The organism is Streptomyces sp. NBC_00029, assembly GCF_045160505.1.
Lineage (GTDB): Bacteria > Actinomycetota > Actinomycetes > Streptomycetales > Streptomycetaceae > Streptomyces.
Genome location: NZ_CP108292.1, coordinates 4,508,963 through 4,534,723 on the forward strand (window position 1 = coordinate 4,508,963; position 25,761 = coordinate 4,534,723).

26 protein-coding genes and 3 tRNA genes are annotated in these 25,761 nt (G+C 72.4%); 15 read left to right on the plus strand and 14 right to left on the minus strand.

Features of this window, described 5'->3' with window-relative positions; translation table 11 throughout:
* Positions 1–28: 28 nt before the first annotated feature.
* Positions 29–664: a uracil phosphoribosyltransferase gene (upp, locus tag OG753_RS21130; protein ID WP_030010426.1), complete on the minus strand. Its 636-nt coding sequence runs from the start codon at positions 662–664 to the stop codon at positions 29–31.
* Positions 665–828: 164 nt separating this feature from the next.
* On the opposite strand from upp, the gene OG753_RS21135 reads away from it, so the two are divergent.
* The 10 genes from OG753_RS21135 (at position 829) to OG753_RS21180 (ending at position 7,727) form a co-directional block, all read left to right on the plus strand.
* On the plus strand, positions 829–1,773 hold the full coding sequence (locus OG753_RS21135; protein ID WP_327263271.1) for a universal stress protein: 945 nt from the start codon (positions 829–831) through the stop codon (positions 1,771–1,773).
* 83 nt (positions 1,774–1,856) lie between these two features.
* A complete protein-coding gene (locus OG753_RS21140; protein WP_327263272.1) occupies positions 1,857–2,036 on the plus strand; it encodes a hypothetical protein in 180 nt (59 codons plus the stop codon).
* Positions 2,037–2,438: 402 nt separating this feature from the next.
* The gene (locus tag OG753_RS21145) at positions 2,439–2,987 is read left to right on the plus strand and encodes a hypothetical protein (RefSeq protein WP_401690014.1); all 549 of its coding nucleotides are present in this window, start codon (positions 2,439–2,441) and stop codon (positions 2,985–2,987) included.
* Positions 2,988–3,037: 50 nt separating this feature from the next.
* The gene (gene tadA / locus OG753_RS21150) at positions 3,038–3,466 is read left to right on the plus strand and encodes a tRNA adenosine(34) deaminase TadA (protein ID WP_327266850.1); all 429 of its coding nucleotides are present in this window, start codon (positions 3,038–3,040) and stop codon (positions 3,464–3,466) included.
* Positions 3,467–3,563: 97 nt separating this feature from the next.
* Positions 3,564–3,648: transfer RNA gene (locus OG753_RS21155), tRNA-Ser, on the plus strand.
* A gap of 107 nt (positions 3,649–3,755) precedes the next feature.
* Positions 3,756–4,046 (plus strand): hypothetical protein, encoded by a 291-nt coding sequence (locus OG753_RS21160; RefSeq protein ID WP_401689878.1) that lies wholly within the window; start codon positions 3,756–3,758, stop codon positions 4,044–4,046.
* Between the two features lie 483 nt (positions 4,047–4,529).
* Positions 4,530–4,691: a hypothetical protein gene (locus OG753_RS21165; RefSeq protein WP_184791566.1), complete on the plus strand. Its 162-nt coding sequence runs from the start codon at positions 4,530–4,532 to the stop codon at positions 4,689–4,691.
* Positions 4,692–4,942: 251 nt separating this feature from the next.
* Positions 4,943–5,797, plus strand: a complete 855-nt coding sequence (locus OG753_RS21170) for an RNA polymerase sigma factor SigF (RefSeq protein ID WP_327263274.1) — start codon at positions 4,943–4,945, stop codon at positions 5,795–5,797.
* A 230-nt stretch (positions 5,798–6,027) separates the two neighbouring features.
* Positions 6,028–6,879: an RNA polymerase sigma factor SigF gene (locus OG753_RS21175; RefSeq protein ID WP_030768885.1), complete on the plus strand. Its 852-nt coding sequence runs from the start codon at positions 6,028–6,030 to the stop codon at positions 6,877–6,879.
* A gap of 50 nt (positions 6,880–6,929) precedes the next feature.
* Complete coding sequence (locus OG753_RS21180; RefSeq protein ID WP_405789635.1) at positions 6,930–7,727, plus strand: hypothetical protein; 798 nt, start codon at positions 6,930–6,932, stop codon at positions 7,725–7,727.
* A 132-nt stretch (positions 7,728–7,859) separates the two neighbouring features.
* Here OG753_RS21180 and OG753_RS21185 read toward each other — a convergent pair whose 3' ends face one another.
* On the minus strand, positions 7,860–8,093 hold the full coding sequence (locus OG753_RS21185) for a hypothetical protein (protein ID WP_327263276.1): 234 nt from the start codon (positions 8,091–8,093) through the stop codon (positions 7,860–7,862).
* Positions 8,094–8,301: 208 nt separating this feature from the next.
* Between OG753_RS21185 and OG753_RS21190 the strand changes: the two genes are divergently transcribed.
* Together OG753_RS21190 and OG753_RS21195 are read left to right on the plus strand one after the other, a co-directional pair.
* A complete protein-coding gene (locus tag OG753_RS21190) occupies positions 8,302–8,694 on the plus strand; it encodes a MarR family winged helix-turn-helix transcriptional regulator (RefSeq protein ID WP_327266851.1) in 393 nt (130 codons plus the stop codon).
* Positions 8,695–8,752: 58 nt separating this feature from the next.
* Positions 8,753–10,336: an MDR family MFS transporter gene (locus OG753_RS21195; RefSeq protein ID WP_405792748.1), complete on the plus strand. Its 1,584-nt coding sequence runs from the start codon at positions 8,753–8,755 to the stop codon at positions 10,334–10,336.
* Here the strand turns inward: OG753_RS21195 and OG753_RS21200 are convergent.
* The 9 genes from OG753_RS21200 to OG753_RS21240 all read right to left on the minus strand — a co-directional run bounded on the left by OG753_RS21200 (position 10,326) and on the right by OG753_RS21240 (position 19,693).
* Positions 10,326–10,991, minus strand: coding sequence for a TetR/AcrR family transcriptional regulator (locus OG753_RS21200; RefSeq protein WP_405789637.1), 666 nt, complete (start codon positions 10,989–10,991; stop codon positions 10,326–10,328). The two genes, OG753_RS21195 and OG753_RS21200, sit on opposite strands and share 11 nt — an antisense overlap.
* 122 nt (positions 10,992–11,113) lie before the next feature.
* Positions 11,114–13,342, minus strand: coding sequence for an ArnT family glycosyltransferase (locus tag OG753_RS21205; protein ID WP_405789639.1), 2,229 nt, complete (start codon positions 13,340–13,342; stop codon positions 11,114–11,116).
* Entirely contained in the window at positions 13,339–14,613 is a 1,275-nt protein-coding gene (locus OG753_RS21210; RefSeq protein ID WP_327263279.1) for a bifunctional glycosyltransferase family 2/GtrA family protein, read from the minus strand. Before OG753_RS21210 ends, OG753_RS21205 begins: the two co-directional genes overlap by 4 nt.
* A 25-nt stretch (positions 14,614–14,638) precedes the next feature.
* A complete protein-coding gene (locus tag OG753_RS21215) occupies positions 14,639–16,171 on the minus strand; it encodes a sensor histidine kinase (RefSeq protein WP_405792750.1) in 1,533 nt (510 codons plus the stop codon).
* 5 nt (positions 16,172–16,176) lie between these two features.
* On the minus strand, positions 16,177–16,962 hold the full coding sequence (locus OG753_RS21220; protein WP_327263281.1) for a response regulator transcription factor: 786 nt from the start codon (positions 16,960–16,962) through the stop codon (positions 16,177–16,179).
* A gap of 88 nt (positions 16,963–17,050) precedes the next feature.
* Positions 17,051–17,938: an amidohydrolase family protein gene (locus OG753_RS21225; RefSeq protein ID WP_405789640.1), complete on the minus strand. Its 888-nt coding sequence runs from the start codon at positions 17,936–17,938 to the stop codon at positions 17,051–17,053.
* The gene (locus OG753_RS21230; RefSeq protein WP_327263283.1) at positions 17,916–18,254 is read right to left on the minus strand and encodes an antibiotic biosynthesis monooxygenase; all 339 of its coding nucleotides are present in this window, start codon (positions 18,252–18,254) and stop codon (positions 17,916–17,918) included. Before OG753_RS21230 ends, OG753_RS21225 begins: the two co-directional genes overlap by 23 nt.
* Before the next feature lie 114 nt (positions 18,255–18,368).
* Positions 18,369–19,262, minus strand: a complete 894-nt coding sequence (locus tag OG753_RS21235; RefSeq protein WP_327263284.1) for a DUF2797 domain-containing protein — start codon at positions 19,260–19,262, stop codon at positions 18,369–18,371.
* Positions 19,259–19,693, minus strand: coding sequence for an Lrp/AsnC family transcriptional regulator (locus OG753_RS21240; protein ID WP_405789642.1), 435 nt, complete (start codon positions 19,691–19,693; stop codon positions 19,259–19,261). The genes OG753_RS21235 and OG753_RS21240 overlap by 4 nt, the downstream gene beginning before the upstream one ends.
* A 107-nt stretch (positions 19,694–19,800) precedes the next feature.
* Here OG753_RS21240 and OG753_RS21245 point away from each other — a divergent pair, with 107 nt between their 5' ends.
* The gene (locus OG753_RS21245; RefSeq protein ID WP_405789644.1) at positions 19,801–20,712 is read left to right on the plus strand and encodes an SMP-30/gluconolactonase/LRE family protein; all 912 of its coding nucleotides are present in this window, start codon (positions 19,801–19,803) and stop codon (positions 20,710–20,712) included.
* A 25-nt stretch (positions 20,713–20,737) separates the two neighbouring features.
* Here OG753_RS21245 and OG753_RS21250 read toward each other — a convergent pair whose 3' ends face one another.
* From OG753_RS21250 to OG753_RS21260, 3 genes are all read right to left on the minus strand, one after another.
* Positions 20,738–21,103, minus strand: coding sequence for a PH domain-containing protein (locus tag OG753_RS21250; RefSeq protein WP_327263286.1), 366 nt, complete (start codon positions 21,101–21,103; stop codon positions 20,738–20,740).
* A gap of 194 nt (positions 21,104–21,297) precedes the next feature.
* Positions 21,298–21,370, minus strand: a tRNA-Arg gene (locus OG753_RS21255).
* Between the two features lie 219 nt (positions 21,371–21,589).
* Positions 21,590–21,680, minus strand: a tRNA-Ser gene (locus tag OG753_RS21260).
* 187 nt (positions 21,681–21,867) lie between these two features.
* On the opposite strand from OG753_RS21260, the gene OG753_RS21265 reads away from it, so the two are divergent.
* Positions 21,868–22,293, plus strand: a complete 426-nt coding sequence (locus tag OG753_RS21265; RefSeq protein ID WP_327263287.1) for an SSI family serine proteinase inhibitor — start codon at positions 21,868–21,870, stop codon at positions 22,291–22,293.
* A 119-nt stretch (positions 22,294–22,412) separates the two neighbouring features.
* Positions 22,413–25,754, plus strand: a complete 3,342-nt coding sequence (locus tag OG753_RS21270) for a PAS domain-containing protein (protein ID WP_405789647.1) — start codon at positions 22,413–22,415, stop codon at positions 25,752–25,754.
* Positions 25,755–25,761: the final 7 nt, after the last annotated feature.

Here is a 25,761-nt window from a genome sequence, read left to right on the forward strand (position 1 = left end):
GGCCCGTACGGTCCGTCGTAGGGCTCTGCTACTCGGCCGAGCCGTACATCCGGTCGCCCGCGTCACCCAGGCCCGGCACGATGTAGCCGTGCTCGTTGAGCCGCTCGTCCACCGCGGCCGTCACCACCGTCACCGGCGTGCCCGCCAGCTCGCGCTCCATGATCTCGACGCCCTCGGGCGCGGCCAGCAGCACCACGGCCGTGACGTCGTCGGCGCCGCGCTTGATCAGTTCCTGGATCGCCGCGACCAGCGTGCCGCCGGTGGCGAGCATCGGGTCGACGACGTAGACCTGGCGGCCCGAGAGGTCCTCCGGCATGCGCGTCGCGTACGTGGAGGCCTCCAGGGTCTCCTCGTTGCGGACCATGCCCAGGAAGCCCACCTCGGCGGTCGGCAGCAGGCGCACCATGCCGTCGAGCATGCCGAGGCCGGCGCGCAGGATCGGGACGACCAGCGGGCGCGGGTGCGAGAGCTTCACGCCGGTGGTCGGGGCGACCGGGGTCTCGATGTCGGCCTGCTCCGTGCGCACGTCCCGGGTGGCCTCGTACGCGAGCAGGGTCACCAGCTCGTCGGCGAGCCGCCGGAAGGTGGCGGAGTCGGTGCGCTTGTCGCGCAGGGTGGTGAGTTTGTGCGCCACCAAGGGGTGATCGACGACCTGCAAACGCACAACATCCTCCAAAACTCAGCCTGCGACCTGCAAAAACGGTCGCACGACGCGACCTGCACCCAAAAGGCTACGCGCTGACGCGGCCCGTTCGCGTCCCCAGCGACGGCCGCGCCCGCCGCTTCCCTGCGGATGCGACCCGCGCGGACGCCCAGCAGGCTGGACAGATGAGCAACACACCGGTGATCGCGGCCGTCGACGGATCGGACCACAGCCTCAGGGCCCTGGAGTGGGCGCGGGCCGAGGCCGTCCGGCACGGCAGCGGGCTGCTGGTCGCCCATGTACTGCCCGACCACGCCCAGTTGTATGCCGGGCGCCGGGCATCGCTGCACGACTCCTCGCAGCCCGCGGAATTCGCCGACCCCGTCCGCGACTGGATCCTGGCCCTGCTCGGCGACGGCTCCCGGCTGCCCGAAGGGGTCACGTACGAGGCCCTGGAGGGCTCCGTCCCCGAGGCCCTGCGGGTGATCGGGTCCCAGGCCCGGGTCCTGGTGATGGGCTCCCGGGGCCGCGGCGGCTTCGCCAGCCTGCTGCTCGGCTCGAGCAGCCGCGCCGTGGCGAGCACGGCCGCCTGCCCGGTGGTCGTGGTCCCGCACGCGGAGCGCAGCGCCGAGGCCGACGCCGACGCGCAGCAGTCGGCCGGGCGGGTGGTGCTCGGGCTGCACGCCGCCGAGACCCCCGACGACGTACTGGCCTTCGCGTTCACCGAAGCGGCCGTGCGGGGGACCACCGTCCAGGTGGTCTCCGCGTACGCCATCCCGCCCTCGCCGACCCTGATGATCGACAGCCCCTTCGCGGTGATCCCGCCGGAAGGACTGGCCGACGGAGGGGACGGCGTACCGGCCGAACGGGAGATGCTGCGGTCCCAGACGGAGCGGCTGGCACCGCTGCGCGAGCGGTTTCCGGACGTCCCGGTCGAGCAGGCCGCCGTGCCCGGGGACCCGGCGGGCCGGCTGGTCACCGCCTCCCGGGCGGCGGCACTCGTCGTGGTGGGCCGCCACCATCCCCGGCGCACCGCGATGTCGCTGCCGATCGGCTCGGTGGCCCACGCCGTACTGCACCACGCGCACGGTCCGGTGGCCGTGGTCCCGACCCTCAAGGACGACTCCTGACCTGCGGCGGGTGGCATCAAACGGCCCGTCCGGGGGAAGGTGGGTGCAGGGGGGACGACCGGACCAGCCCAGGGTGGTGGCCGATGCCCGACACGCAGCCGAACGACGATGCGCCGGAGACCGCGGCGCAGCGCCGAGCACGCCGCGCGCAGTTCCTGCGCGACCTGATGGAGGCGCGCGAGCTGCGCGATCGCGTCCAGCCCCGCCGCGCCCGGGCGGCCCGAATGCGCCAGCAGATGCGCATGCGCACCTTCCGCTGGTGATCGCCCGGTTGCCGTCCGGCAATCCCCGGTGAGCCGGAGCATTCCGGCCCCGCGGGCCGGATCCGGCCCGGCAGGCGTGTGCGGCGCGGCCGCCGGCCCCCGTCGCCCCCGGCCCCGGCACGCCGCGACACGACGGCGACACGACGACGACACGTCCGGGCCGCACCATCCGCCCCACAGCCCTCGCCACGGCCCCGCCGCCCCCGCGCCGCAACCCCGCACGGCCCCTGCCGGGGCACGGCGCGGCACGACGCAAGCGCGGAAGACCTCTCGCAAAGCCGCTGTTTCTGCCACGATGCCGATTGGGCGGGGTACGGGCGGCGAGCAGCACGGCCGCTTTGCCCCAACCTCCGGCCGGGGGGACCTCCAACCGGCATGTCTAAGACCAGTGGGAGAGTCACGGTGTATTTCGCCGCACTGCTCGCGCGCACCGAAGACGGGTGGGAAGCGAGCGACATGGAACTCGACGACGTCGAGTCCCTCAGTGATCTGATCGATCTCGCCCGGTCCGCCGCTGTCGACGACGACACGGTGGTCGCCCTCATCGAGCAGGAGGACGCCTGGTTCGGCGTCGTCCGCGTGGACGGCGAGGAGGACCCGCGGTACTTCGTGTCGAACGCCTCCGCGGCCGCCCGCAGCTCCTACGGCTCGATGCTGACCAAAGAGCTGCTGGGCAGCGACGAGGAGGACGACGAACTCGACGACCTGGACCTGGACGGCACCGAGGACGGCGAGGAGGATGCCGTCGCCGCGTTCACGGACGAGGACGCCGACGAGGACGAGACGGGCGGGACCGGTGCGGAGCCGGTACCGGCCGGTCCGCTCGGTGACCCCCTGCTGCTGGACGACCTCGGGGTGACCAACAAACAACTGATGACCCTGGACGGGGACGCACTCTCGGAGATCGCCGATTCCCTCGGCGCCACCGAGGTCCTGGAGGCCGTCCGCTAGTGCTCCCTGCGAACACCGACGATCCCGTACGGGACCCGTGGCGGGACTCCATGCGCCTGGCGCTCCAGGAGGCCGCCCGGGCGGTGCCGGCCGGCGATGTGCCGGTCGGCGCCGTCGTGCTGGGCCCGGACGGGAAGGTCCTCGCCACCGGGTACAACGAACGCGAGGCGACCGGCGACCCCACGGCGCACGCCGAGGTGCTGGCATTGCGCCGGGCGGCCGCCGAGCTCGGGGAGTGGCGGCTTCCGGGGTGCACCCTCGTGGTGACCCTGGAGCCGTGCGTGATGTGCGCGGGCGCGCTCGTGCAGTCCCGCGTCGCCCGGGTCGTCTACGGCGCGGACGACGAGAAGGCGGGCGCCGCGGGGTCGCTGTGGGACCTCGTACGGGACCGCAGGCTCAACCACCGCCCCGAGGTGGTCCGCGGCGTCCTCGCGGACGACTGCGCACGGCAGCTGACGGACTTCTTCCGCCACCTCTGAGCCGGAGCGGGCCGGAAAAGGCCTGCGTACGGCCGCTGCGACGCCACCGGACCCACCGATTTCGGCGGATGGGGGTCCTTAGGCTAGGATCCATCTCGGTAGTGTGTCCGAGTGGCCGAAGGAGCTCGCCTCGAAAGCGAGTATGGGGCAACCCATCGGGGGTTCAAATCCCTCCACTACCGCTTCGACCGAGAGCCCCGCCCCGCAAGGGTCGGGGCTCTCGGCGTATTCCGATCGCCTCTCCGGAGGACCCCGCGTGACCGCCCGCCCCCTCGGCCGTTGTCACGGCATGACCAAGACCCAGCGCATGCTCGCCGCCATCGCCCTCGCGGGGGCCGCCGCGGGCCTCGCCGCACCCGCCGCCTCGGCCGCCCCGATCTCCCCCCTCACCCTTCCGGACCTGCCGGCCGCCGCCCCGGGGATGCCGGCCGGGGCCCAGCCCGCATCCGTCCAGGAGATCGGGTCGCAGCTCAGCGCCGGTGCGAACCAGCTCAACGCGCTGATGGAGCTGCCCAACCACCTGGCCCCGGTCATCGCACCCGTACAGCCGCTCACGGACCTGGTCGGCGGCCTCGAGTAGCTCGCGCAGCTCCCGAGCGCTCCGTCTCCCCGTCTCCCCGGCTCTCCGGCTGCTCCCCGGCTCTCTTCGAGGCTCCCGAGCTCCCGCAGGTCCGGGCGCTCCCGCAGGCCCGGGCGCTCCGGGCCGGTGCGGGGCAACGCGAAGAAGGCCCCGACCGGGGTCGGGGCCTTCGACGGCCGGGACGGGGGAAGCGGCATCGGGGGGACAAGGCCGCTTCCCCCGATGAGGACGGACCGCCGGTCCGGGCCGCGGTCAGGGGGAAGCTCGCGGCCCGGACCCCGCAGAGAGGCCCTGTCCCTCACCCACCGGTTTCCTGCCAGAACCGGTGGGCTCACACCAATCCTGCGGCCACCGCACCCGCCCGCCCCACGGCAAAGGGCCCGGAAGACCGGGCCATTGGTCCTTAAAGGACAGGTGAGTGCCCAATCCTGACCGGTTAGACTCACCCGACTTGCAAGGACCGGTTGGGGAGGCCGCCCGCACGTGGACACCAAGAAGCTCATCACGGGTGCCCTCACCGTGTTCGTCCTCTTCGTGATCATCACCCAGCCGAAGAGAGCGGCCGAGATCGTGGAAATAGGCTTCCAGGGGATATCGGATGCCGCCTCCGGCATCGGCGAGTTCATGACCGAACTGGTGCGCTGACCCGTACGCTGAAGCGGTTCCCGGACTTCCGGCCCCCCATCCGACGGGTGGGGGGCTTTTTGCATACCCACCACCAGGCGCAATGCCCCGATATGCCCAACTTGCCCTCAACACGGCGATATACGGTGCTTGCACACAGTGCACATCTCTTGTGATGCTATGACCGCTTTTGATGGAGAGTTGACTGAAGGGGTGGCGTGACCGTGCCGGCCAGTACTGCACCTCAAGTGCCACCCCAGCAGGACCCCCAGGTGCCCCTCCAGTCGGAGCCCCAGCGGGAACACCGCCAGGAGCCCCTCCAGGAGCCGCCCGAGGAGCCCCCGGTCGCGCCGAGACCCCCGAGCAGGGGCGCGGACACCCGGGCCCTCACCCAGGTCCTCTTCGGCCAGCTGAAGGGCCTGGAACCGGGCACCAGCGAGCACAGCCGGGTGCGCGGGGCCCTCATCGAGGCCAACCTCCCGCTCGTCCGGTACGCGGCCGCCCGCTTCCGCAGCCGCAACGAGCCGATGGAGGACGTGGTCCAGGTCGGCACCATCGGCCTGATCAACGCCATCGACCGGTTCGACCCGGACCGCGGCGTGCAGTTCCCGACCTTCGCGATGCCGACCGTCGTGGGCGAGATCAAACGGTACTTCCGCGACAACGTCCGCACCGTCCACGTGCCGCGCCGCCTCCACGAGCTGTGGGTCCAGGTCAACGCCGCCACCGAGGACCTCACGACCCTCCACGGCCGCACCCCGACCACCGCCGAGATCGCCGAACGGCTGCGCATCTCCGAGGACGAGGTGCTGTCCTGCATCGAGGCCGGGCGCAGCTACCACGCGACCTCCCTGGAGGCCGCCCAGGAGGGCGACGGCATGCCCGGACTGCTGGACCGCCTCGGCTACGAGGACCCGGAACTGGCCGGCGTCGAGCACCGCGACCTCGTCCGCCACCTCCTCGTCCAGCTGCCCGAACGCGAGCAACGGATCCTGCTCCTGCGGTACTACAACAATCTGACGCAGTCCCAGATCAGCGTGGAACTCGGCGTCTCCCAGATGCACGTCTCCCGCCTCCTCGCCCGGAGCTTCGCCCGACTGAGATCCGCAAACAGGATCGAGGCGTAACCGGAACGAGTGGAGATCATTCACACGTTTCCCGACAGATCGGGCTGATCGCCCTCTGACCTCGTCTGTCGCTGGAGATATATGTCGACATGGCGCTACAGCGCGTTGCCGACATGTGACATTCTGCGTGAACCGCGTTTGCCGCAGCCCCGCCTCCGGTATTCAGGTGGAGGCTGCGTTCCTCCGACGGACGCGCCGTACGCGACCGTCCGCGACCTCAAGGGGGTGGCATGTCCGTAGACCAGGGCAGCTCCAAGGTGCTCACGCTCGTCAAGAGCGCGCCAGCGCCGACAGCACCTGTAGCGTCCGACCGCTCGGAAGCCATCGACACACGCACCCTCTCCCGCTCCCTCTTCCAGCGACTTGCCGCCCTGGATGCGGACAGCCCCGAACGGGCGTACGTACGCGACACCCTGATCGAGCTGAACCTGCCTCTCGTGCGCTACGCGGCCGCTCGGTTCCGCAGCCGCAACGAGCCGATGGAGGACATCGTCCAGGTCGGCACCATCGGCCTGATCAAGGCGATCGACCGCTTCGACTGCGAACGCGGCGTCGAGTTCCCGACGTTCGCGATGCCGACCGTCGTGGGCGAGATCAAACGATTCTTTAGGGACACCTCCTGGTCCGTCCGCGTCCCGCGCCGGCTCCAGGAACTGCGCCTGGCGCTGACCAAGGCCAGTGACGAGCTCGCCCAGAAGCTGGACCGCTCGCCGACCGTCCCGGAGCTGGCCGCCGTACTCGGGGTCTCGGAGGAGGACGTCGTCGACGGCCTCGCCGTCGGCAACGCGTACACGGCCTCCTCGCTCGACTCGCCCTCCCCCGAGGACGAGGGCGGAGAGGGCTCGCTCGCGGACCGCCTCGGGTACGAGGACACCGCGCTCGAGGGCGTCGAGTACCGCGAGTCCCTGAAGCCGCTGCTCGCCAAACTCCCGCCCAGGGAACGGCAGATCATCATGCTGCGGTTCTTCGCGAACATGACGCAGTCGCAGATCGGCGAGGAGGTCGGCATCTCCCAGATGCACGTCTCCCGGCTGCTGACCCGCACCCTCGCGCAACTGCGCGTGGGCCTCATCGGGGAGTGATCAGGCGCCTCTCGCTTCCCAATTGACGATCCGTCAGGAAAACTGGCGGGATGCGAAAGGGATCGCGAGCGGCCGTCGCCACCACCCTGCTCGCCCTGTGCTGCACGGCCGCCGCCGGCCTCACCGGCTGCGGCGGCCCGGCACGGGACGGCTACGTCGCCGTGGGCGCCGCGGCCCCGGGCCCCGAACGGGGCGCGGGGGAGAACGTGGCGCCGCGGGCTCCGGTGGAGTTCCAGCAGCTCGGCGGCTCTGACGCGGCGGGCGGATCCACCGCGTCCTCCGAGACCGCCCCTACGACGACCGGTCCCGCGGGATCCGGGACCCCTGGCGGCTCCACCCCGGGCGGAGCCACCACCACCGGCCCCGGCGGCTCCGCAGGTACCCCCGGAACCCCGGCAGGGCCGGGCCGGACCCCACCGGCCCCCGGCACACCGGACACGCCGACCGGGCCCACCGCTCCGGGCTCACCGGGCACGCCGACGAGCCCGCCCACCGGTCCGGGCGGGCCCGGCACGACCCCGCCGGCTCCGCCCGCGTCCACGCCGGCGCGCCTGACGCTGTCCACACCGGTCAGGGCGGCCGCGGCCGACCGCTGGTGCGAGCGGGTCACCGTGACCTTCACCAACACCGGCACCACTGCGGCTCGTTCGGGCACGGCCAGCTTCGCCACGCACATCATCGGCGCGCTCGGCGTCGACTGGGCCACGATCACCACGACCCAGCCCCTGCCGGCGCCTCTGGCGGGCGGGGCCTCAAGGACGCAGACCTACACGGTGTGCGTGGAGTCCTGGCGGGTACCGCTGGGCATGCACGTGGACACCCGGAAGGTCACTGCCACCTGGAGCTGAGGAGTCCGGGCGGCGCGCAGGAACCGCCGGAGCCCCGGCCGGCCCCCTGTCCGGGCCCGCGTGCGAGGCTCCGCGCGGGGCTCCGCCCAGGCCTCCGTGCGGGGCTCCGCACGGGCCTGCGTCCGGGCCCTGTCAGATCAGCATCCAGGCGGCCACGCCGATGACGAGGACGAGCGCGAGGACCAGCCCCGCGATCACGGCCGGGCTCGACCCGGACCGTCCCTGCTCCGCGCGGCGCTGCTGACGGGCTCCCGGACCCGCCTGGCGGGCCGGCGCGGCCTCCTCGACGAAGGCCCGGAACATCTGCGTGCTGCCCGCGGGGTCGTAGTTGCCCTCGGGGACCTGTGAGTTGTGGTTGTCAGCCATGGAGCAGGACCCTAGCCGGTTTTCCGATTCCTTTACCGCCCCACCCCCCAGATTCATTTGCCTGTAGCAACCATCCGCTTCTAAGGTTGCCTCAAGCAACGAGATGGGGGACCCGGTGACCGTGCAGACCGCGCCGACCGCGCCGACGACTCAGTGCACTCCGGCCGACTCGGCCACTCCCACCACCCGAGCCACTCCCTACGCGGAGCTGGCCCGCCAGCTCACCGGCATCGGCGCGGTCAAGCGCGAGCTCGCCCGCAGCCTGCCCCCGGACTGCCCGCCCGGCGCCGCCGCCGTCCTCACCGTGCTCGACCGGCACGGGGAGATGCGGCTGAGCCGGCTGGCCGAGTTCATGGCGGTCGACATCTCCGTGACCAGCCGGCACGTCACGCACATCGCCGACCGCGGCTGGATCGAGCGCGAGACCGACCCGGGCGACGGACGCTGCCGGATCCTGCGGATCACCCCGACCGGACGGGCGCTCCTCGGCGAGCTCGGCGCCCGGTACACGGCCTCGCTGGAAAGAGCCCTCCGCGACTGGTCGCCCCAGGACATCGACGTACTGAACACCCTGCTGGCCCGACTCCGATCGAGCTTCTAGACGAAGGAAAGACATGGCCCAGTCGGAGACGACGACCGACAACCACCCGCCCACGTCCATGGCCACACAGGTGACCATGACCCACCCCCAGATCATGAAGGCGCTGTCCGGGCTGATGCTCGGCATGTTCGTGGCGATCCTGTCGTCCACGATCGTCTCCAACGCCCTCCCCCAGATCATCAGCGACCTCGGCGGCACCCAGTCCTCGTACACCTGGGTGGTCACCGCCGCCCTGCTGTCGATGACGGCGGCGACCCCGCTGTGGGGCAAGCTGTCCGACCTCTTCAGCAAGAAGCTGCTGGTCCAGATATCCCTGGTGATCTACGTCCTCGGCTCCGTCGTCGCCGGCATGTCCCAGAACACCGGCACGCTGATCGCCTGCCGTGTGGTCCAGGGCATCGGCGTCGGCGGCCTTTCCGCCCTGGCGCAGATCGTGATGGCGGCCATGATCTCCCCGCGCGAGCGCGGCCGGTACAGCGGCTACCTCGGCGCGGTCTTCGCCGTCGCCACCGTCGGCGGCCCGCTGCTGGGCGGTGTCATCACCGACACCGAGTGGCTGGGCTGGCGCTGGTGCTTCTACGTCGGCGTACCGTTCGCGGTCATCGCGCTGATCGTGCTCCAGCGCACCCTGCACCTCCCGGTCGTGCGCCGCGACGTCAAGGTCGACTGGCTGGGCGCCTTCCTGATCAGCGGCGCGGTCTCGCTGCTGCTGATCTGGGTCACGCAGGCCGGCGACTCCTACGAGTGGATCTCCTGGCAGACCTGGGCGATGACGGGCGGCGCGCTCGCGCTCGGCCTGCTCTTCGTCCTCGTCGAATCCCGCGCGAGCGACCCGATCATCCCGCTGCGGCTGTTCCGCAACAAGACCATCACCCTGGCCTCCGCGGCCTCCCTGTTCGTGGGCATCGCGATGTTCTCGGGCACCGTGTTTTTCAGCCAGTTCTTCCAGTTGGCCCGCGGCGAGTCCCCGACGATGTCCGGAATCCTCACGATTCCGATGATCGCCGGCCTCTTCGTCTCCTCCACCCTTTCCGGTCAGGTGATCACCAAGACCGGTAGGTGGAAGGCCTGGCTCGTCTCCGGCGGCGTGCTGCTGACGGCCGGCCTGGGTCTGCTCGGCACCCTGCGGTACGACACCCCGTACTGGCACATCGCGGTCTACATGGCGGTGACCGGCCTCGGTCTCGGCATGATGATGCAGAACCTGGTCCTCGCCACCCAGAACCAGGTGGCCCCCGAGGACCTGGGCGCGGCCAGCTCGGTCGTCACCTTCTTCCGTTCCCTCGGCGGCGCCATGGGCGTCTCCGCGCTGGGCGCGGTCATGGCGAACCGGGTCACGCACTACGTCCAGGAAGGCCTCGCCGCGCTCGGCCCGAAGGCCGCGGCCCTCGGCCACGGCGGCACCGCCGGGGGCGGGATCCCCGACCTCGACAAGCTGCCCGCGCCGATCCGCGAGGTCATCGAGTCCGCGTACGGGCACGGCGTCGGCGACGTCTTCCTCTACGCCGCCCCGTTCGCGCTGCTCGGACTGGTCCTGGTGGTGTTCATCAAGGAGGTCGCCCTGCAGTCGAAGCCGGCGGCCCACGCCCCGGCGGCGGCTTCGCCCGAGCCGGCCCCCGCCGAGGCCGTCATCAAGGCCTAGCGGGAGCCCGGCCGGCCGGTGCCTTGGCCTCGATGCCCGCGATCAGGACGTCGAGCGCGAGGCAGAAGTCGCCCTCCGGCGCCCGCCGGACCGTCCCGCCGCAGCCGTGCAGGAACTGCGAGAGGGCCAGGTGGGCGCCGGTCCGTGCGGCGTCCACCAGGCCGGTGGCGTCCAGCAGCCGCTGGAGGGCGGCGTCGAAGGCCCGCGCGTGCGGGCCGATGTTCGGGTACGCGGCGGTGAGCGGAGCCACCCACGGGTGGTCCGTCAGCACCCGCCGGTAGCCACGGGCCAGCGTCTGCAACCGGCCCGGCCAGCCCGCCTCGTCACCCTCCACGGCACCCCCGGGTGCGCCCTCCGTCGCCGCGGCCGGCAGCCGGAGCTCGCCCAGGGCGCTGTCGAGGGCGAGTTCGAGCAGATCCTGCTTGGTGTCCACGTACCAGTACAGGGACATCGCGGTCACCCCGAGCCCGGCGGCCAGCCGCCGCATCGAGAACCGGGCCAGCCCTACGGCGTCGAGCAGCCTCACGGTGGCGGCGGTGATCCGTTCCCGGTCCAGCCCGGAGGGTGCCTCGCTGCGACGTCTGGCGGGGGCGGCGGGCCTGGCGGTCAGCCACACGCTGGTCCGGGTCTCGCCGGGATCGGCCGCGGTCACCATGCAGGCACCCTCCTCACGACAGGTGGATCAGTCCGGAATGCCCGGTCCGCCCTCTTGATGCTAGGGGGTGTCCTGCCGATCGGGCCGGATCAGGGAGCGGGTTCGGGTGCGGTGGGGCCGGATCAGCTCGTCGGGGCCGTCAGGTCGTAGAAGGTCGCTCCGCCGACCGTGGACGCCTTGAAGGTGGCCTTGATCCAGGTCTCGATGTCCGAGCTCGTTCCCCCGCCCGGGCCGCCGCGACCGCCGCCCTGGCCGCCACCGCCCATGCCGCCCTCGGGGGTGCCGGCTGCATCGGTGCTCGTGCCCTGGCCGATGAACCAGTGGATCTTCCCCTCCCGCACGTACTTCTGGAACTGCTCCAGGGTCGGCGAGGGGTCACTGCCGTTGAAGCCACCGATCGGCATGACGGGCGCACCGGAGGCCAGCTGGTAGCTCGCCGCGTTCTGGGCGCCGATGGCTGCCGCCGCCCAGGTGTAGGAGCCGGCGTCGGTGGTGAGGGCCTTCTTGGCCTCCGCGCTCACCCGGGCGCCGTTGAGCAGGCCGCCCGGACCGCCCTGGCCGCCGCCGAACCGCTCGCCGCCGCGTCCACCCGTCCCGCCTTGACCCTGGCCCTGGCCCTGGCCTTGGCCCTGCGGCGTCCCGCCCTGGCCCTGCCCTGCGCCCTGCGGTGGGATGCCGCCCTGCTGACCGGCGCCCGGCCGGCCACCGTTCCGCTGACCACCCGGACCGCCCTGGCCGCCCTGGCCGCCCTGGCCGCCCTGGAGCATCTCGCCGGGACCGCCCGCACCGCCGGGTCCACCGGGGCCGCCCATCATCCCGCCGGGTCCGCCCCGGCCGCCCGCCACCGCCGGGCCGGCCGTCACGATCGAGCCGGTGTGCCCGGTGCTCACCGTGGTCAGGCAGTACGCCAACGGCCCGGCCAGCGCCGCCGCGAGGCCCAGCCCCGCCGCGGCCTGCAGCATCCGGCGCCCGCCCCGCGCGGCGAACGGCAGCGCGAGCGCTGCGAGCAGCCCGCCCACCAGGACCGCCCAGCGCAGCCACGGCAGGTAGCCGGTGGCCCGGCCGAGCAGCACGAACGACCAGACCGCCGTCAGGGCGAGCGTGCCGGACAGGGTGACCGATGCCGCCCTGCCGCCCCGCTCCTCCCACAGCACGGCGACGCCCATGCCGATCAGCGCGGCCACGAACGGCGCGAGCGCCACCGTGTAGTACTCGTGGAAGATGCCCTGCATGTAGCTGAAGACGACCGCGGTGATCAGCAGCGAGCCGCCCCAGGCCAGGAAGGCGGCCCGGGCCATGCCGTCGAGCGAGTCGGTGGCCCGGCGGGCCCGCCAGGTGACCACCAGGCCGGCCACCAGCAGCACCAGGGCCGCCGGCAGCAGCCAGGCGATCTGCCCCCCGATGTTGCCCGAGAAGAGCCGGTCGATGCCGGTCTCTCCCCAGCCGCCGCCACCGCCACCACCGGCGCCTCCGCGACCACCGCCGCCGACACTGCCGGTCTCGTTGCCGTTGATCCGGCCGAGGCCGTTGTAGCCGAGGGTCAGCTCCAGGAAGGAGTTGTTCTGCGAGCCACCGATGTACGGGCGGGAGGAGGCGGGCCACAGCTCGACGATGGCGACCCACCAGCCGCCGGCCACCACCATCGCAAGGCCCGCCACCAGCAGCTGGCCGAGCCGCTTGCGCAGCCGGGTGGGCGCACAGACGGCGTACAGCAGGGCCAGCGGCGGCAGGATGACGAAGGCCTGCAGGGTCTTGGTGAGGAACGCGAAACCGACGGCGACCCCGGCCCAGACCAGCCACTTGGTGCGGGCCCCGTCGAGGGCGCGCAGTACGCAGTACACGGTGACGGTCAGCAGCAGGGTCAGGAGCGCGTCGGGGTTGTTGAAGCGGAACATCAGCGCGGCGACGGGCGTCAGTGCGAAGGCGGCGCCGCTCAGCAGAGCGGCCCCGGGACCGAACTGGCGGCGCACCGCGGCGTAGAGCACACCGGTGGTCGCCACGCCCATCAGCGCCTGCGGGGCGAGGATCTGCCAGGCGCCGAGCCCGAAGAGCCGGACGGACAGCATCATCGGCCACAGGGCCGCCGGGGGCTTGTCGACGGTGATGGAGTTCCCGGCGTCGGAGGAGCCGAAGAAGAAGGCCTTCCAGCTCTCGCTGCCCGCCTGTACGGCGGCGGAGTAGAAGGAGTTGGCGTAGCCGGAGGAGCCCAGGTCCCACAGCAGCAGGGCGGCGGTGGCGATCAGCAGTCCGGCGAGGGAGGGGAGTTCCCACCGGGGACGGTCGACCGCGCGGCGGCCGGTACCGGCGCGGGCCTCGGGGACCGGGAAGAGCGAGGGTGCTGCCGTGGTCATCGGATGTCGTCCTTCACGTTCACGGGAGTGTCGCGCCGCTCGGGGAAGACCCAGGCGCGGAAGAGCAGGAAGCGCAGCACGGTGGCGGCGAGGTTTGCGGTGATCAGCACGGCCAGTTCGGTGCCGTGCGCGGGATCGGCGGTGGCCGCTCCGAGCGCGGCGAGGGATCCGCTGGTGAGGGCCAGCCCGATGCCGAACACCACGAGGCCCTGGGCCTGGTGGCGTACGGCCCGGTCCCGGCCGCGCACCCCGAAGGTGAGCCGGCGGTTGGCGGCGGTGTTGGCGATCGCGGAGAGCAGCAGCGCGGCGCCGTTGGCGAACTGCGGGCCGGTCCCGGTGCGGAAGGCGGAGTACAGCAGCAGGTAGAGCACGGTGGACAGCGCGCCGACGGCGCAGAAGCCCAGGAGCTGGCGGGCCAGTCCGCCCTCCACCCCGGGCAGCGCGGCGCGGTCGCGCGGATCGTCGCCGAAGGGACGGGCGAGCCGGTCCAGCGGGAGGGCGCCGACCGCCAGGGCCCGGCCCACGCGCCAGACGCCTTTGAGGTCCTCGGTGGCGGTCCGGACGATGTGGACGGTCGAGTCGGGATCGTCGACCCAGTCCACCGGAACCTCGTGGATCCGCAGCCCGGCGCGTTCGGCGAGCACGAGCAGTTCGGTGTCGAAGAACCAGCCCGTGTCCTCCACCAGCGGCAGCAGCCGCTCGGCCACCTCGCGCCGGATCGCCTTGAATCCGCACTGTGCGTCGCTGAAGCGGGCGGCGAGGGAGGAACGCAGGAGGAGGTTGTAGGCGCGGGAGATGAACTCCCGCTTCGCTCCGCGCACCACCCGCGAGGACCGGGCCAGGCGGGTGCCGATGGCGAGGTCGGAGTGGCCGGAGATCAGCGGCGCGACCAGCGGCAGCAGGGCGTTGAGGTCGGTGGAGAGGTCCACGTCCATGTAGGCGAGGACGGGGGCGTCGGAACCGGACCACACCTGGCGCAGGGCCCGGCCCCGGCCCTTCTCCTCCAGCCGGGTGCTGCGTACGCCGTCCAGTGCGGCGGCGAGCCCTTGCGCGACCTCGGGCGTGCGGTCGGTGCTCGCGTTGTCGGCGACCGTGATCCGGAAGGGGTAGGGGAAGGTCCGGCTGAGGTGCTCGTGCAGTCTGCGGACGCACGGGCCGAGGTCCTTCTCCTCGTTGTAGACAGGGATCACCACGTCGAGGACGGGCTCGCCGGGCACGGGTGCGAGGGGCGCCCGTGCCGGAAGGGCCCCGGGAGAGGTGTCGGTTCGCATGGTCCGACACTCGCCGGGCGCCCTGTCACCGCTGTGTGCTGAGCCTGTGCCCCGCCTGTGAGTCCGCACGGCCCGGCTGCGCGTGCGGCAGCAACACCTCGAAGCAGGTCCGTCCGGGCTCGCTCCGTACGCCGACCTGCCCGCCGTGCGCGGTGACCACGGCCTGGACGATGGCCAGCCCGAGTCCGGTGGAGCCCGCGGCGCGTGAGCGGGAGGCGTCACCGCGGGCGAAGCGCTCGAAGACGCGGGGGAGCAGGTCGGGCGCGATTCCGGGCCCGTCGTCCTCGATCCGCAGCCGGACTGCGGATGTTTCACGTGAAACATGGGCGGTGATGGTGGTGCCCGGCGGGGTGTGCGTACGGGCGTTGGCGAGCAGGTTGACCAGGACCTGCTGGATCCGGGCCGGGTCGGCCCTGATCGGTGCGGGCTCGTCGGGCAGGCTCAGGCGCCAGTGGTGCTCGGGCCCCGCGGCGCGGGCGTCGCTGACGGCGTCGACGACGAGCGGGGCCAGGTCGGTGTCGGCGTCGGCGGTGGAGAGCGGGCGGCCCGCATCGAGCCGGGCCAGTAGCAGCAGGTCCTCGACCAGCCCGGTCATCCGGGTCGCCTCGGACTCGATCCGCCCCAGGGCGTGCCGGGTGTCGGGGCCGGGCTCCTCCCGTCCCCGGCGGGTCAGTTCGGCGTAGCCGCGGATGGAGGCCAGCGGGGTGCGCAGCTCGTGGCTGGCGTCGGCGACGAACTGCCGGACCCGCATCTCGCTCTGCTGGCGGGCGGTGAGCGCGGAGGAGACATGGCCCAGCATCCGGTTGAGGGCCGCGCCGACCTGGCCCACTTCGGTGCGGGGGTCGGCCTCGGCGTCCGGGACCCGCTCGTGCAGGGCGGGCTCGCCCTTGTGCAAAGGAAGTTCGGAGACCCGGGTGGCGGTGGCGGCCACCCGTCGCAGGGGGCGCAGGGCGACCCCGACCAGGGCCTGTCCGGCGAGCGAGGCCGCGATCAGCCCGGCCAGGGTGACGCAGAGCTCCACCCCGATCAACGTGCGCACGGTGGAGTCGACATCGCGCAGCGGGAAGCCGAGTGCGAGGCTCCCGTCGGGGGCGGTCCGCACCCGGTAGCTGCCGAGTCCCGGAAGATCCGTGTCCACCGGTCCGGGCGTACCCTGCGCGGCCTGCCGGGCGGCCCGGGCCAGGGCCTTGCCCTGGGCCTCGGTCAGCGGCGGAGCCTGGTCGGCCGACCATCCGTCGACCCGGGCATTGCGGGCGGTCCCGAGGACGTTCCCGTCGGGGTCCAGCCGGATCCCGGCGGCGTCCAGCGGGCTGCCGGGAGCCATCACGAAGCCGGCGCTGTTCTCCCGGGCCGGCTTCCCGCCGGGTGCCCGGACGGCCATGGTCACGGAGGTCTTCAGCTGCTCGTCCAGCTCGGTGACCAGGTACGAGCGCAGGGCGAAGGTGGTGACCGTCCCGATGGCCGCGCCCACCACGGCGATCAGCGCCACCGCCGAGACGACGAGACGGGTGCGCAGCGACCAGGGCCGGCGGCCGCGCGGCCGCCGCTTCGTGCGCAGGGCCACTACCCGGCCGACTCGGCCGGCTCGGCCGGCTTGATCAGGTAGCCGGCACCGCGCCGGGTGTGGATCATCGGGAGGAAACCGGGGCCGCTCTCCAGCTTCCTTCGCAGGTAGGAGATGTAGAGCTCGACCACATTGGCCTGGCCGCCGAAGTCGTAGGACCACACCCGGTCCAGGATCTGCGCCTTGCTCAGCACACGCCGCGGGTTGCGCATCAGGTAGCGCAGCAGCTCGAACTCGGTGGCGGTCAGGTGGATCTCCCGGCCGCCCCGCACCACCTCGTGGCTGTCCTCGTCCAGCCGCAGATCACCGACGGCCAGCACCGATCCGCCGCGCGCGGCCTGCGCCGCTCCCGACCGCCGGACCAGTCCGCGCAGCCGGGCGACGACCTCCTCCAGGCTGAAGGGCTTGGTGACGTAGTCGTCGCCGCCGGCGGTGAGGCCCGCGATGCGGTCCTCCAACGAGTCCTTGGCGGTCAGGAACAGCACGGGGACCTGGGGGATCTCCCGGCGCAGGCGCCCGAGGACGGCCAGGCCGTCCATGTCGGGAAGCATGATGTCGAGGACGACCACGTCGGGCCGGAACTCCCGCGCCGCCCGCACCGCACCCGCACCGTCGCCGGCGCTGCGGACCTCGCAGCCCTCGTAACGCAGGGCCATGGACAGCAGCTCGGAGAGCGAGGCCTCGTCGTCGACGACGAGCACCCGGCAGGGTCCCCCGTCGGGCCGCACCAGGGCCGCGGGGTGATGGATGGACGTGGACGCATGGGAGGTGGTCGTCGCAGTCATACCGGACACGCTGTCCGGTGCCTCTGAGAGCGTTCTTGTGCCTACCTGTGAATTTCCTGAGAAAGGAAAAGGGCGGCCCAGGCGTGCGTCAGCCGTCGAGGCGGAACAGCCGTGCGCCGTTGTCGTGGCAGACCGCCCGCAGCCAGTCGTCGCCGAGGCCGAGCCGTTCGAGGGCGGCGAGCTGGTGTTCGTAGGGGTAGGGGATGTTCGGGAAGTCGGTGCCGAGCAGGATCCGGTCGCCGAGGTCCGCGAGCCGTCCGAGGTCCGAGGGCGGGAAGCCGCTGATCCGCTCGGCGAAGTCGGTGAAGGCCATGGTGGTGTCCAGGCGGACCTCGGTGTACCGGTCGGCGAGATCGAGGAAGTCGGCGTACTCGGGCATGCCCATGTGGGCGATGACCAGCCGCAGCCCCGGATGGCGGGCCAGCAGCCGCCCGACCGGCTCGGGTCCGGTGTGCTTGCCGGGGACGGGCCCCGAGCCGCAGTGGATCACGATCGGGATGCCGGCCTCGGCGAGCAGCCCCCAGACGGGGTCGAGCCGGTCGTCGTTCGGGTCGTAGCCGCCGACCTGGAGGTGTGCCTTGAAGATCCGGGCTCCGGAGTCGACGGCGTGGCGGACGTACGGGGCCACGCCCTCCTCCGGGAAGAAGGTCGCGGTGTGCAGGCAGTCGGGGGTGCGGGCGGCGAAATCGGCGGACCAGGAGTTGAGCCAGGCGGCCATCGCCGGCTTGTGCGGGTAGAGCATGGCGGTGAAGGCCCGGACCCCGAACTCCCGCAGGAGCGCGACCCGCTGCTCCTCCTCGTGCCGGTAGGTGATGGGCCACTCGACGCCGGTCATCGGACCGATCGCGTCGAAGTAGTCCCACACCTTGTCCAGGACCCGCCCGGGCATGAAGTGCGTGTGCACATCGACCAGTCCGGGCAGCCCGAGCCGCTCCCGGAAGGCGCGGACCGCCTCAGCCGTTGCGGACAAAGCCATGGCTCCGCTCGACGGTCGCGACGTGCAGGGTGTAGCTCTCGTACCAGTCGGCGCGCCCCTGCTTCATGGCCGCCCGGTGCTCCAGGTCCTCCCGCCACACGGTGAGGGACTCGTGGTCGCGGAAGTAGGCGACGGTGATGCCGAGGCCTCCGGGGGTACGCGCGGACTCGTATCCGAGGAAGCCGGGATTCGCCCCGACGATCTCGTTCATCCGCGCGAGCGTCTCGGGGTATCCGCTGTCGTCGGCGGTGCGGGTGTTGCTGAAAACGGCGATGACATAGGGCGGTTCGAAAGCCGCCACCGGCTGAATGGTCATGTCGAACACCCTCGGCGGAGCGCCCCCGGCATGTCCACCGGAAACGGCTCCGGAGGGCCAAAGGGATCCAAGTTTTGACCATGCCCGCCGCGGGACGCGCGGCGGCCACGAGGGTCAGAACAGGCCGTCCTGTTCGACCGGAGCACCGCCGGCGGACGGGAGCTGCGCCATCGGTACCGAGGTCGCCGCCTCGTCCGCCGGGACGGTGAGCTCCCAGCCGGCCAGCAGCCGGGTGTCCACCACGAGTCCGTCCGCGAGGTGCAGATCGGGACCGGCGGCGCCCACGAGCCGGCCCACGACGGCCCCGCCGGGCACCATCTCGGTGAGCACCCGCGCGGGCCCGTCCGCCCCGAGCAGCTCGTCCAGCCCGAACACCCCCGCGTGGTCGGTCACTTCGCAATCCACCCGCTCCAGCGAATCCGGCCACCCGGACAGGGCAGCCGCCCGCGCGTGCAGCTCGGCGACCTCCCGCGCCCGATCGGGCGCGGCCGGCAGCCGGGCCCGTACGGCACGCTTACGGGCGTACGCGATCCGGTCGGGCACCCCGAGCGCCGCCCGCAGCAGCTCCTCGGTGCGCCGGGTGGCCATCAGCGGACCGCGCCCGAGCCAGGCCCATGCCACCGCCCCCTGCTCCAGCAGGCGGGCCGGGCCGCGCTCCTCGGCGGTGATCCCGACCTTGACCATGCCGGGCCCGAACCACGCCAGATAGACCCGGTAGGTACGCGGATCGGCGGCATTGGTGTCGGCCGCCACGGAGAACGACCGGTCGAGGCGGGCGCATTCGGGGCACTGCGCGTTCCCGGTGCGGCCCGGCACGGTCTCCGCGGTGGGGCAGGCCGTGCGCTTGCCCGCCCGCCACACGCCGAGGCAGTGGCGCTCCCCTCGGGCGGCAAAGGCGATCCGCTGCCCGTACGCGAGCTCGCTCGCCCGCTCGCCGCGCCCCTCCCCGTACCACCCGATGGCGGGGCGGCCGTCCTTCCACCGGATCCCGGTGCACCACCAGGTCACAGCGGGAGCGGCCTCTCGAAGAAGGTGTCCAGGACGACGGTGGCGTGCGTACCGCTCACGCCGTTGATCGCGTAGAGGCGCCGCAGGACGTCCTGCAGCTGCTCGGTCGAGGCCGTACGCACCTTGACCAGCACGGACGCGCTGCCCGCAATGATGTGCGCCTCCTGGATCTCGGGGATCGCGGCGAAGTCGGCGCCCGCCTCGCCCATCCAGGCGTTGGAGTCGACCATCACGTAGGCCAGGACCCCGCTGCCCACGGCGGCCGGGTCGACGTCGACGGTGGTCCGCCGGATCACCCCGCGCTCGCGCAGTTTGCGTACGCGCTCGTGGGTCGCCCCCGCCGAGAGTCCGACGGCCGTGCCGAGAGCGGCGTACGACTGGCCGGCGTCCTGCTGCAGGCGCAGGACGAGCGCACGGTCGATGTCGTCCACGCAATCTTCCTCTCCTGGGCCTGTCGGCCCTTGCGAAGACGGTACCTGATCCTGCAATCTCACCATCAGACCGAACAAAATTCGGGAATACTCCTCCAGGGGGAATCATGTCTGCCATAGCCGACCTCACCTTGTACGAGATTCTGGACGAGCGTTTCCAGACCGGCCGCTGCGCCAACGGCGACGCCCGGCTGGATCGGCTCTACGACGACTGCCGCTGGGCGGAGGGCCCGCTCTACCTGCCCGCCTGGCGGCAACTGGTGTGGAGCGACATCCCCAACGACCGGATGCTGCGCTGGGACGAGGCGACCGGCGCGGTCTCGGTCTTCCGCTCCCCGGCCGGCCACTCCAACGGCAACACCGTGGACCGTGAAGGCCGCCTGATCACCTGTGAGCAGGGCAACCGGCGCGTCACCCGCACCGAGCCGGACGGCAGCCTCACCGTCATCGCCGACCGCTTCGACGGCAAGCGGCTCAACAGCCCGAACGACGCTGTGGTCCGCTCGGACGGCTCCATCTGGTTCTCCGACCCGGACTTCGGCATCACCAACGACTACGAGGGCCACCGCGCGCCCAGCGAGATCGGCGCCTGCAACCTCTACCGCGCCGACCCCTCGACCGGTGAGGTCCGGCTGGTCGCCGACGGCTTCCTCGGCCCCAACGGCCTCGTCTTCTCCCCCGACGAGAGCGAGCTGTACGCCGCGGACACCCGGGCCGGCCACATCCGCGCCTTCAAGGTCACCGACGACGGCACCCTCACCGGCGACCGGGTCTTCACCACCTGCCCCGGGGTCGACAACATCCGCTTCGACGACGAGGGCCGGCTGTGGGCGGCCGCGATGGAGAACGGCGTCCGGTGCTACGCCGCCGACGGCACCCTGATCGGCCGCCTCCGCGTCCCGGAACCGGTCTCGAACATCGCCTTCGGCGGCGCCAAGAACAATCGCCTCTTCATCACCGCCACCACCTCCCTCTACTCCTTGGTGATGTCGGTGACCGGCCTCCCCCGCGTCCTCTGAGGAACGGGCCGGCCGTCCCCTCCTCCTATCGGGCGACGAACTGCGTCAGGATCGCCTGCACCTCGTAGATGTCGACGCCCTTGGTGAAGGTCTTCTCTACCGGCGCCGAGCTGCCGGATATCCAGATCTTGAGCTCGGCGTCGAGATCGAAGTGCCCGGCGGTCTCGACGGAGAAGTGCGTGATGCTCCGGTACGGGATGGAGTGGTACTCCACCTTCTTGCCCGTGAGCCCCTGCTTGTCGACGAGCACCAGCCGCCGGTCGGTGAACAGGATCGTGTCCCGGATCAGCAGGAAGGCCGCATGCACCTGCTCCCCCTGGCCCAGCAGCCGCGCGTAGTCCCGCTGTGCCGACACAGGGTCGACGGTGTGCGCGTTCCCGAACAGTCCCATGAGTGCCCCCGTTTTCCGGCTTCGAACGATCTTCAGAAACCGTACCGAGGCAGACCCCTCGTCCACGTCCCCCGCCAGAGCCATCCCACCCCTGACATCCTCCGGGGGACCCCGTCCCCATCAAGGAGGAGACGGGAGTCGTCAGGACATACGACAGAGGGCCCAGGATTTCTCCTGGGCCCTCTGTCCTGCTGTGCACTCGGCAGGATTCGAACCTGCAACCTTCTGATCCGTAGTCAGATGCTCTATCCGTTAAGCTACGAGTGCTTGGGCTTCTCGGGGTTTTGCGCCCCGTTGGCCTTGCGAGAACAACAATACATGGACCTCGCCGGGACGCGAAATCCATTACCCATACCGCTGCTGACCTGCGGAAACGAGCCGGATGGAGATCATCCGGATGGGCTCGCGCAGACGTCGCGGCCGACCGGATTGCCCCGGAAACGCATCGAAGCCCCGGTCCGTCAGGACCGGGGCTTCGATGAGGTGCGGAGGCGGAGGGATTTGAACCCTCGATGGGGTGTAAGCCCCAAACCGCATTAGCAGTGCGGCGCCATAGACCGGACTAGGCGACGCCTCCAGCACACCCTCGCGTACGAAGGTGCGTGCAGATGATGACACAGGCGCAGGGCCCCTCACCAATCCGCTCCCACGGTACTAGGCAGGACGGGCGGAGGGCAAAGCCTTAAAGCAGCCGCGGCACGCAACGTCGGCGGGCCCCGCGTCGTTGGGCAGGCGTACGACGTACGGACGACCTGGAGTGCCCCATGCTGCGTCTCGCCGCCTTCGCCGTCACCTCCGCCCTGGCCGCCGCGGCGGCCGGGCCGCTGCCCCCGCTGCCGCTGGGCCGGCTGCTGTCGCCACCCGACCGCCTCACCATCGCGATGGCCGACACGGGGAACCGTCAGTTGGACCGGGAGTACCGCCTCGAATGCAATCCCGTCGGCGGCGACCACCCGCAGTCTCAGGGCGCCTGCGCCCGGCTGGACCAGTTCGCCGAGGAGGGGAGGGACCCCTTCGCGCCCGTCTCCAAGCGGCAGATCTGCACCATGCAGCACGGGGGCCCCGCCACCGCCCGGATCACCGGTACCTGGAACGGCCACAAGGTGGACGCCACGTTCCGGCGGACCAACGGATGCGAAATCAGCCGCTGGGACGAGTTGGAACCTCTGCTTCCGAGTGGGCGTTCCTGACCTGGGAGGATGCGCAGGATGTGCGGTATCCGCCACACATCGGCCACCCCACCGCGGGCCTGTGGCCTTAGACTCCTCCCGTGACTTGCCGGTAGTTGTGGTCAGGGAGGAAGCTCGTCGTGAGCAGCAGGCCATCCCGAGGCGCTGCTCGCCTCGCAGCAATACTCGACGCTCTTCCGGACGCGCTGTTGCTCGTCAACGCCAACGGCACTGTCGTCAACGCCAATTCGATCGCCCTCGAGGTGATGGAGAGCCCCGGCACCGGGCTGGTCGGCCGCGGCGTGCTCGATCTCCTGCCTGAATTCGACTCCAAGCTGATCCCCGGCTCCATGCGCCGGCCCGGCGAGGACGAGGGCGGCCGTGCGAAGCCCAAACGGATGATCGCGCGCCGCACCGACGGCTCCGAGTTCCCCGTCGAGGTCACCAGCGCCCATCTCGACGGGCGCGACGCCTACCGCGAGCCGCAACCCTCGTACACCGGTGACGAGCTGCTGATGCTCGTGGTGAGGGACCTCTCGCAGACCGTGGACACCGAGGCCGAGCTGGCGCGCTCGCAGCGGCAGACCGAGATGATCCTGCGCGCCGCCGCCGAGGGCGTCGTGGGCACCGACACCGACGGACGGGTGGTGCTGGTCAACCCGGCCGCCGCCCAGATCCTCGGCTACCGCGCCACCGACCTCGGCAACCGCGAACTGCACGGGCTCGTCCAGCACTCCCGCGCCGACGGCTCCCCCTTCCCCTTCGAGGAGTCCCCGCTCGCCGACACCCTGCGCAGCGGACGCAAGCACCGCGTCCGCGGGCAGGTGCTGTGGAACAAGGCAGGACAGCCGGTCTCCGTCGACCTGACCACCTCGCCCGTACGGGACGGGGAGCAGCTCGTCGGCGCCGTCATGACCTTCACCGACCGGCGGCCCTACGACACCCTTGCCGCGCGGCACGCGCAGCTGATGGCCGTCCTCGGCGAATCCCTGCGCGGCCCGCTGGACGAGCTGCGCGGTGAGCTGGCGACGCTGGCCGCCGACGACGCAGGACAGCTGTGGCCCGAGGCCAACCAGCTGCTGCACCACCTGGCCGCCGGGTATTCGCGGATGACCACCCTGGTGGACAACGTCCTCGGCTACCAGCGCCTGGACTCCGGCAGCGACCGGCTCTCGAAGAAGAAAGTCCTGATCAACACCGTCGTCACGGCGGGCGTCGACGGCGCCGTCGAGCTGATCGGCCCGGGCCGCGCGCAGTTCGCCGTCCACGCGCCGACGATCGAGGCCGAGGTGGACGGGGACCGGATCGCGACCGCGCTCGCCCACCTGGTCGCGGACGTGGCCGGGGTGGACGCCACCGGCAAGACCCGTCAGGGCAGCGGGTACAGCGACTCGACGATCGTGGTGGCCGCCGCGCAGCGCGGTGACGTCGTACGGATCGAGGTGCGCGGCCCGTACGAGGGCGGGAACCCGGTCCACGAGCCGATCGTCCGGGGGATCGTGGCTGCGCACGGCGGCGTCCTGCAGACGGTGGAGGTTCCGGGCGCGCCCGGCGGGGCGTACGTGCTGGAGCTCCCGCTCGGCTCGGGTGCCGGGACGGTGACCCTGCCGGAGCCGGTGGAGGAGCCTCCGGCCGGTCCGACCACGGACGGCTCGGGGACCGCCGGCGGCGCCGCTCCCGGCAAGGTCTCCGGCGGCCGGCGCGGCCGGCGCGGCGTGGATGCCTTCCTGGACGACGAGGTCACCGGCCCCGAAGCGGCTCAGGCGGCGCAGGCCGGCCAGGGTGGTGGCGCGCTGGCGCTGCCGTCCGGGCGGCGGCGGGCCGGCGAGGTGGGCGAGGTTTCCGACTCGGGCCCCGAGCTCGCGCAGTCCCCGGTGAACCCGGCTGGACTCGGCACCGGCCGTCGGCGCGGCCGGGCCGGTGACGGCAGCGGCGAGGCCGAGGGCTCCGGCGTCCAGGCCGGCCAGGGCGGGCCCGGGCGGCCCGTGCCCCCGCAGGGCACCGCCCTGCCCGCACTGCCGCCCGTACCCGCCGTGCCCCCGGTTCCGGTGACGGAGCATCCCGCCGGCCGGCGCCGCGCGCTGGGCCCGGCCGGTCCGGCGCAGCCCGGTGGCCCCGTCCCCGCGACCGGGCTCGGGCCGACGCCCGCTCCCGCGCGGCCCATCGCCCCCGAGGGCGGCTTCGCGTTGCCCGCCGGCCCGACCCCGGCCACCCCCGCCGCCGGCCCCGCTCCTGCCGGGGCCGATACCGACGCCGACGCCCAGGCCGGGCGGCGCGGCCGCCGCGTGCTGGGTTCGCCCGCCGAGCCCGAGGCGCCCGCCGCGCAGCCCGACGAGTCCGCCGAGAACCCGACCGGCCGGCGCCGCGCGCTGGCCGGCGCCCCGGCGTGGCCGGTGCCCTCGGCCCGTACCGCTCCCGAGGACGAGGCCTCCGGCCAGGTCGCGGTCCCCGGTGCGCGCCGACCGCAGGACTCCCCCGCGGAGGCCCAGGCCGCGCAGCCGATCAGCGTGCGCGCCCTCGGCACCCTCGGCCAGGGCATTTCCGTGGACCCGGGCGGTTCCGGCCCGGCCGCCGGGTCCGGTTCGGCCTCCGGGTCCGGCCGCCGCCGACGCCTCTCGGAGCCCGCCCCGCAGGGCCGGGCCTTCGCCATAGGAGCGCCCGAGGCGGGCGCCGACGAGGGTCCCGAGCCGCTGGACGGCCCGGGCGGCGCCGTCGAGGTGGTCAACCGGCCCGTGCCGCGGCCCGTTGACGACGAGCTGCCCCCCGAGCCCCTGGACAACCCCCGCCGACTGCTGGTGTGGCCCGCGCCCGACGTGCAGACGCAGCAGGCGCTCAGCGACCGTGGCTACCGGCCGGTGATCGTGCACTCCCGCGAGGAGGTGGACGCGCAGATCGCCGCGTTCCCCGCCGCGCTGTTCGTCGACCCGCTGACCGGGCCGATCACCCGCACCGCCCTGCAGTCCCTGCGCCAGGCCGCGGTGGCCGCGGAGGTCCCCGTACTGGTCACGGCCGGGCTGGGGCACGCCACGCGCGAGGCGGCGTACGGCGCCGATCCGGCCGTGCTGCTGAAGGCGCTGGCACCGCGCGACAGCGAGCAGCACCCCTCCCGGGTGCTGCTGATCGAGGAGCACGACGAGATCGCGACCGCGCTGACCGCCGCCCTGGAGCGGCGCGGCATGCAGGTCGCGCGGGCGGGTGCCGACACCGACGCCGTGGAGCTGGCGACGCGGATGCGGCCCAACCTGGTGGTCATGGACCTGATGCAGGTACGCCGTCGGCGGGCCGGGATCGTGGACTGGCTGCGCGCCAACGGGCAGCTGAACCGCACCCCTCTGGTCGTCTACACGACGACCGGCATCGACCCTGCCGAACTGCCGCGGCTCGCCTCCGGCGAGAGCGTCCTCTTCCTCGCGGAGCGGGCCACCACGGCGGACGTCCAGGGCCGCATCGTGGACCTGCTGGCCAAGATCGGCACGAACTAGTAATCCT

Excerpts from the sequence above, each read along its gene's own strand:
- OG753_RS21195 (WP_405792748.1), top strand. The coding sequence starts at position 8,753 with ATGGCCACACAGGTGACCATGACCCACCCCCAGATCATGAAGGCGCTG.
- OG753_RS21225 (WP_405789640.1), bottom strand. The coding sequence starts at position 17,938 with ATGGCTTTGTCCGCAACGGCTGAGGCGGTCCGCGCCTTCCGGGAGCGG.
- OG753_RS21135 (WP_327263271.1), top strand. The coding sequence starts at position 829 with ATGAGCAACACACCGGTGATCGCGGCCGTCGACGGATCGGACCACAGC.
- tadA (WP_327266850.1), top strand. The coding sequence starts at position 3,038 with ATGCGCCTGGCGCTCCAGGAGGCCGCCCGGGCGGTGCCGGCCGGCGAT.
- OG753_RS21205 (WP_405789639.1), bottom strand. The coding sequence starts at position 13,342 with ATGACCACGGCAGCACCCTCGCTCTTCCCGGTCCCCGAGGCCCGCGCC.
- OG753_RS21265 (WP_327263287.1), top strand. The coding sequence starts at position 21,868 with ATGCTGCGTCTCGCCGCCTTCGCCGTCACCTCCGCCCTGGCCGCCGCG.
- OG753_RS21245 (WP_405789644.1), top strand. The coding sequence starts at position 19,801 with ATGTCTGCCATAGCCGACCTCACCTTGTACGAGATTCTGGACGAGCGT.
- OG753_RS21230 (WP_327263283.1), bottom strand. The coding sequence starts at position 18,254 with ATGACCATTCAGCCGGTGGCGGCTTTCGAACCGCCCTATGTCATCGCC.
- OG753_RS21220 (WP_327263281.1), bottom strand. The coding sequence starts at position 16,962 with ATGACTGCGACGACCACCTCCCATGCGTCCACGTCCATCCATCACCCC.
- OG753_RS21210 (WP_327263279.1), bottom strand. The coding sequence starts at position 14,613 with ATGCGAACCGACACCTCTCCCGGGGCCCTTCCGGCACGGGCGCCCCTC.
- OG753_RS21175 (WP_030768885.1), top strand. The coding sequence starts at position 6,028 with ATGTCCGTAGACCAGGGCAGCTCCAAGGTGCTCACGCTCGTCAAGAGC.
- OG753_RS21250 (WP_327263286.1), bottom strand. The coding sequence starts at position 21,103 with ATGGGACTGTTCGGGAACGCGCACACCGTCGACCCTGTGTCGGCACAG.
- OG753_RS21140 (WP_327263272.1), top strand. The coding sequence starts at position 1,857 with ATGCCCGACACGCAGCCGAACGACGATGCGCCGGAGACCGCGGCGCAG.
- OG753_RS21160 (WP_401689878.1), top strand. The coding sequence starts at position 3,756 with ATGACCAAGACCCAGCGCATGCTCGCCGCCATCGCCCTCGCGGGGGCC.
- OG753_RS21180 (WP_405789635.1), top strand. The coding sequence starts at position 6,930 with ATGCGAAAGGGATCGCGAGCGGCCGTCGCCACCACCCTGCTCGCCCTG.
- OG753_RS21200 (WP_405789637.1), bottom strand. The coding sequence starts at position 10,991 with ATGGTGACCGCGGCCGATCCCGGCGAGACCCGGACCAGCGTGTGGCTG.
- OG753_RS21185 (WP_327263276.1), bottom strand. The coding sequence starts at position 8,093 with ATGGCTGACAACCACAACTCACAGGTCCCCGAGGGCAACTACGACCCC.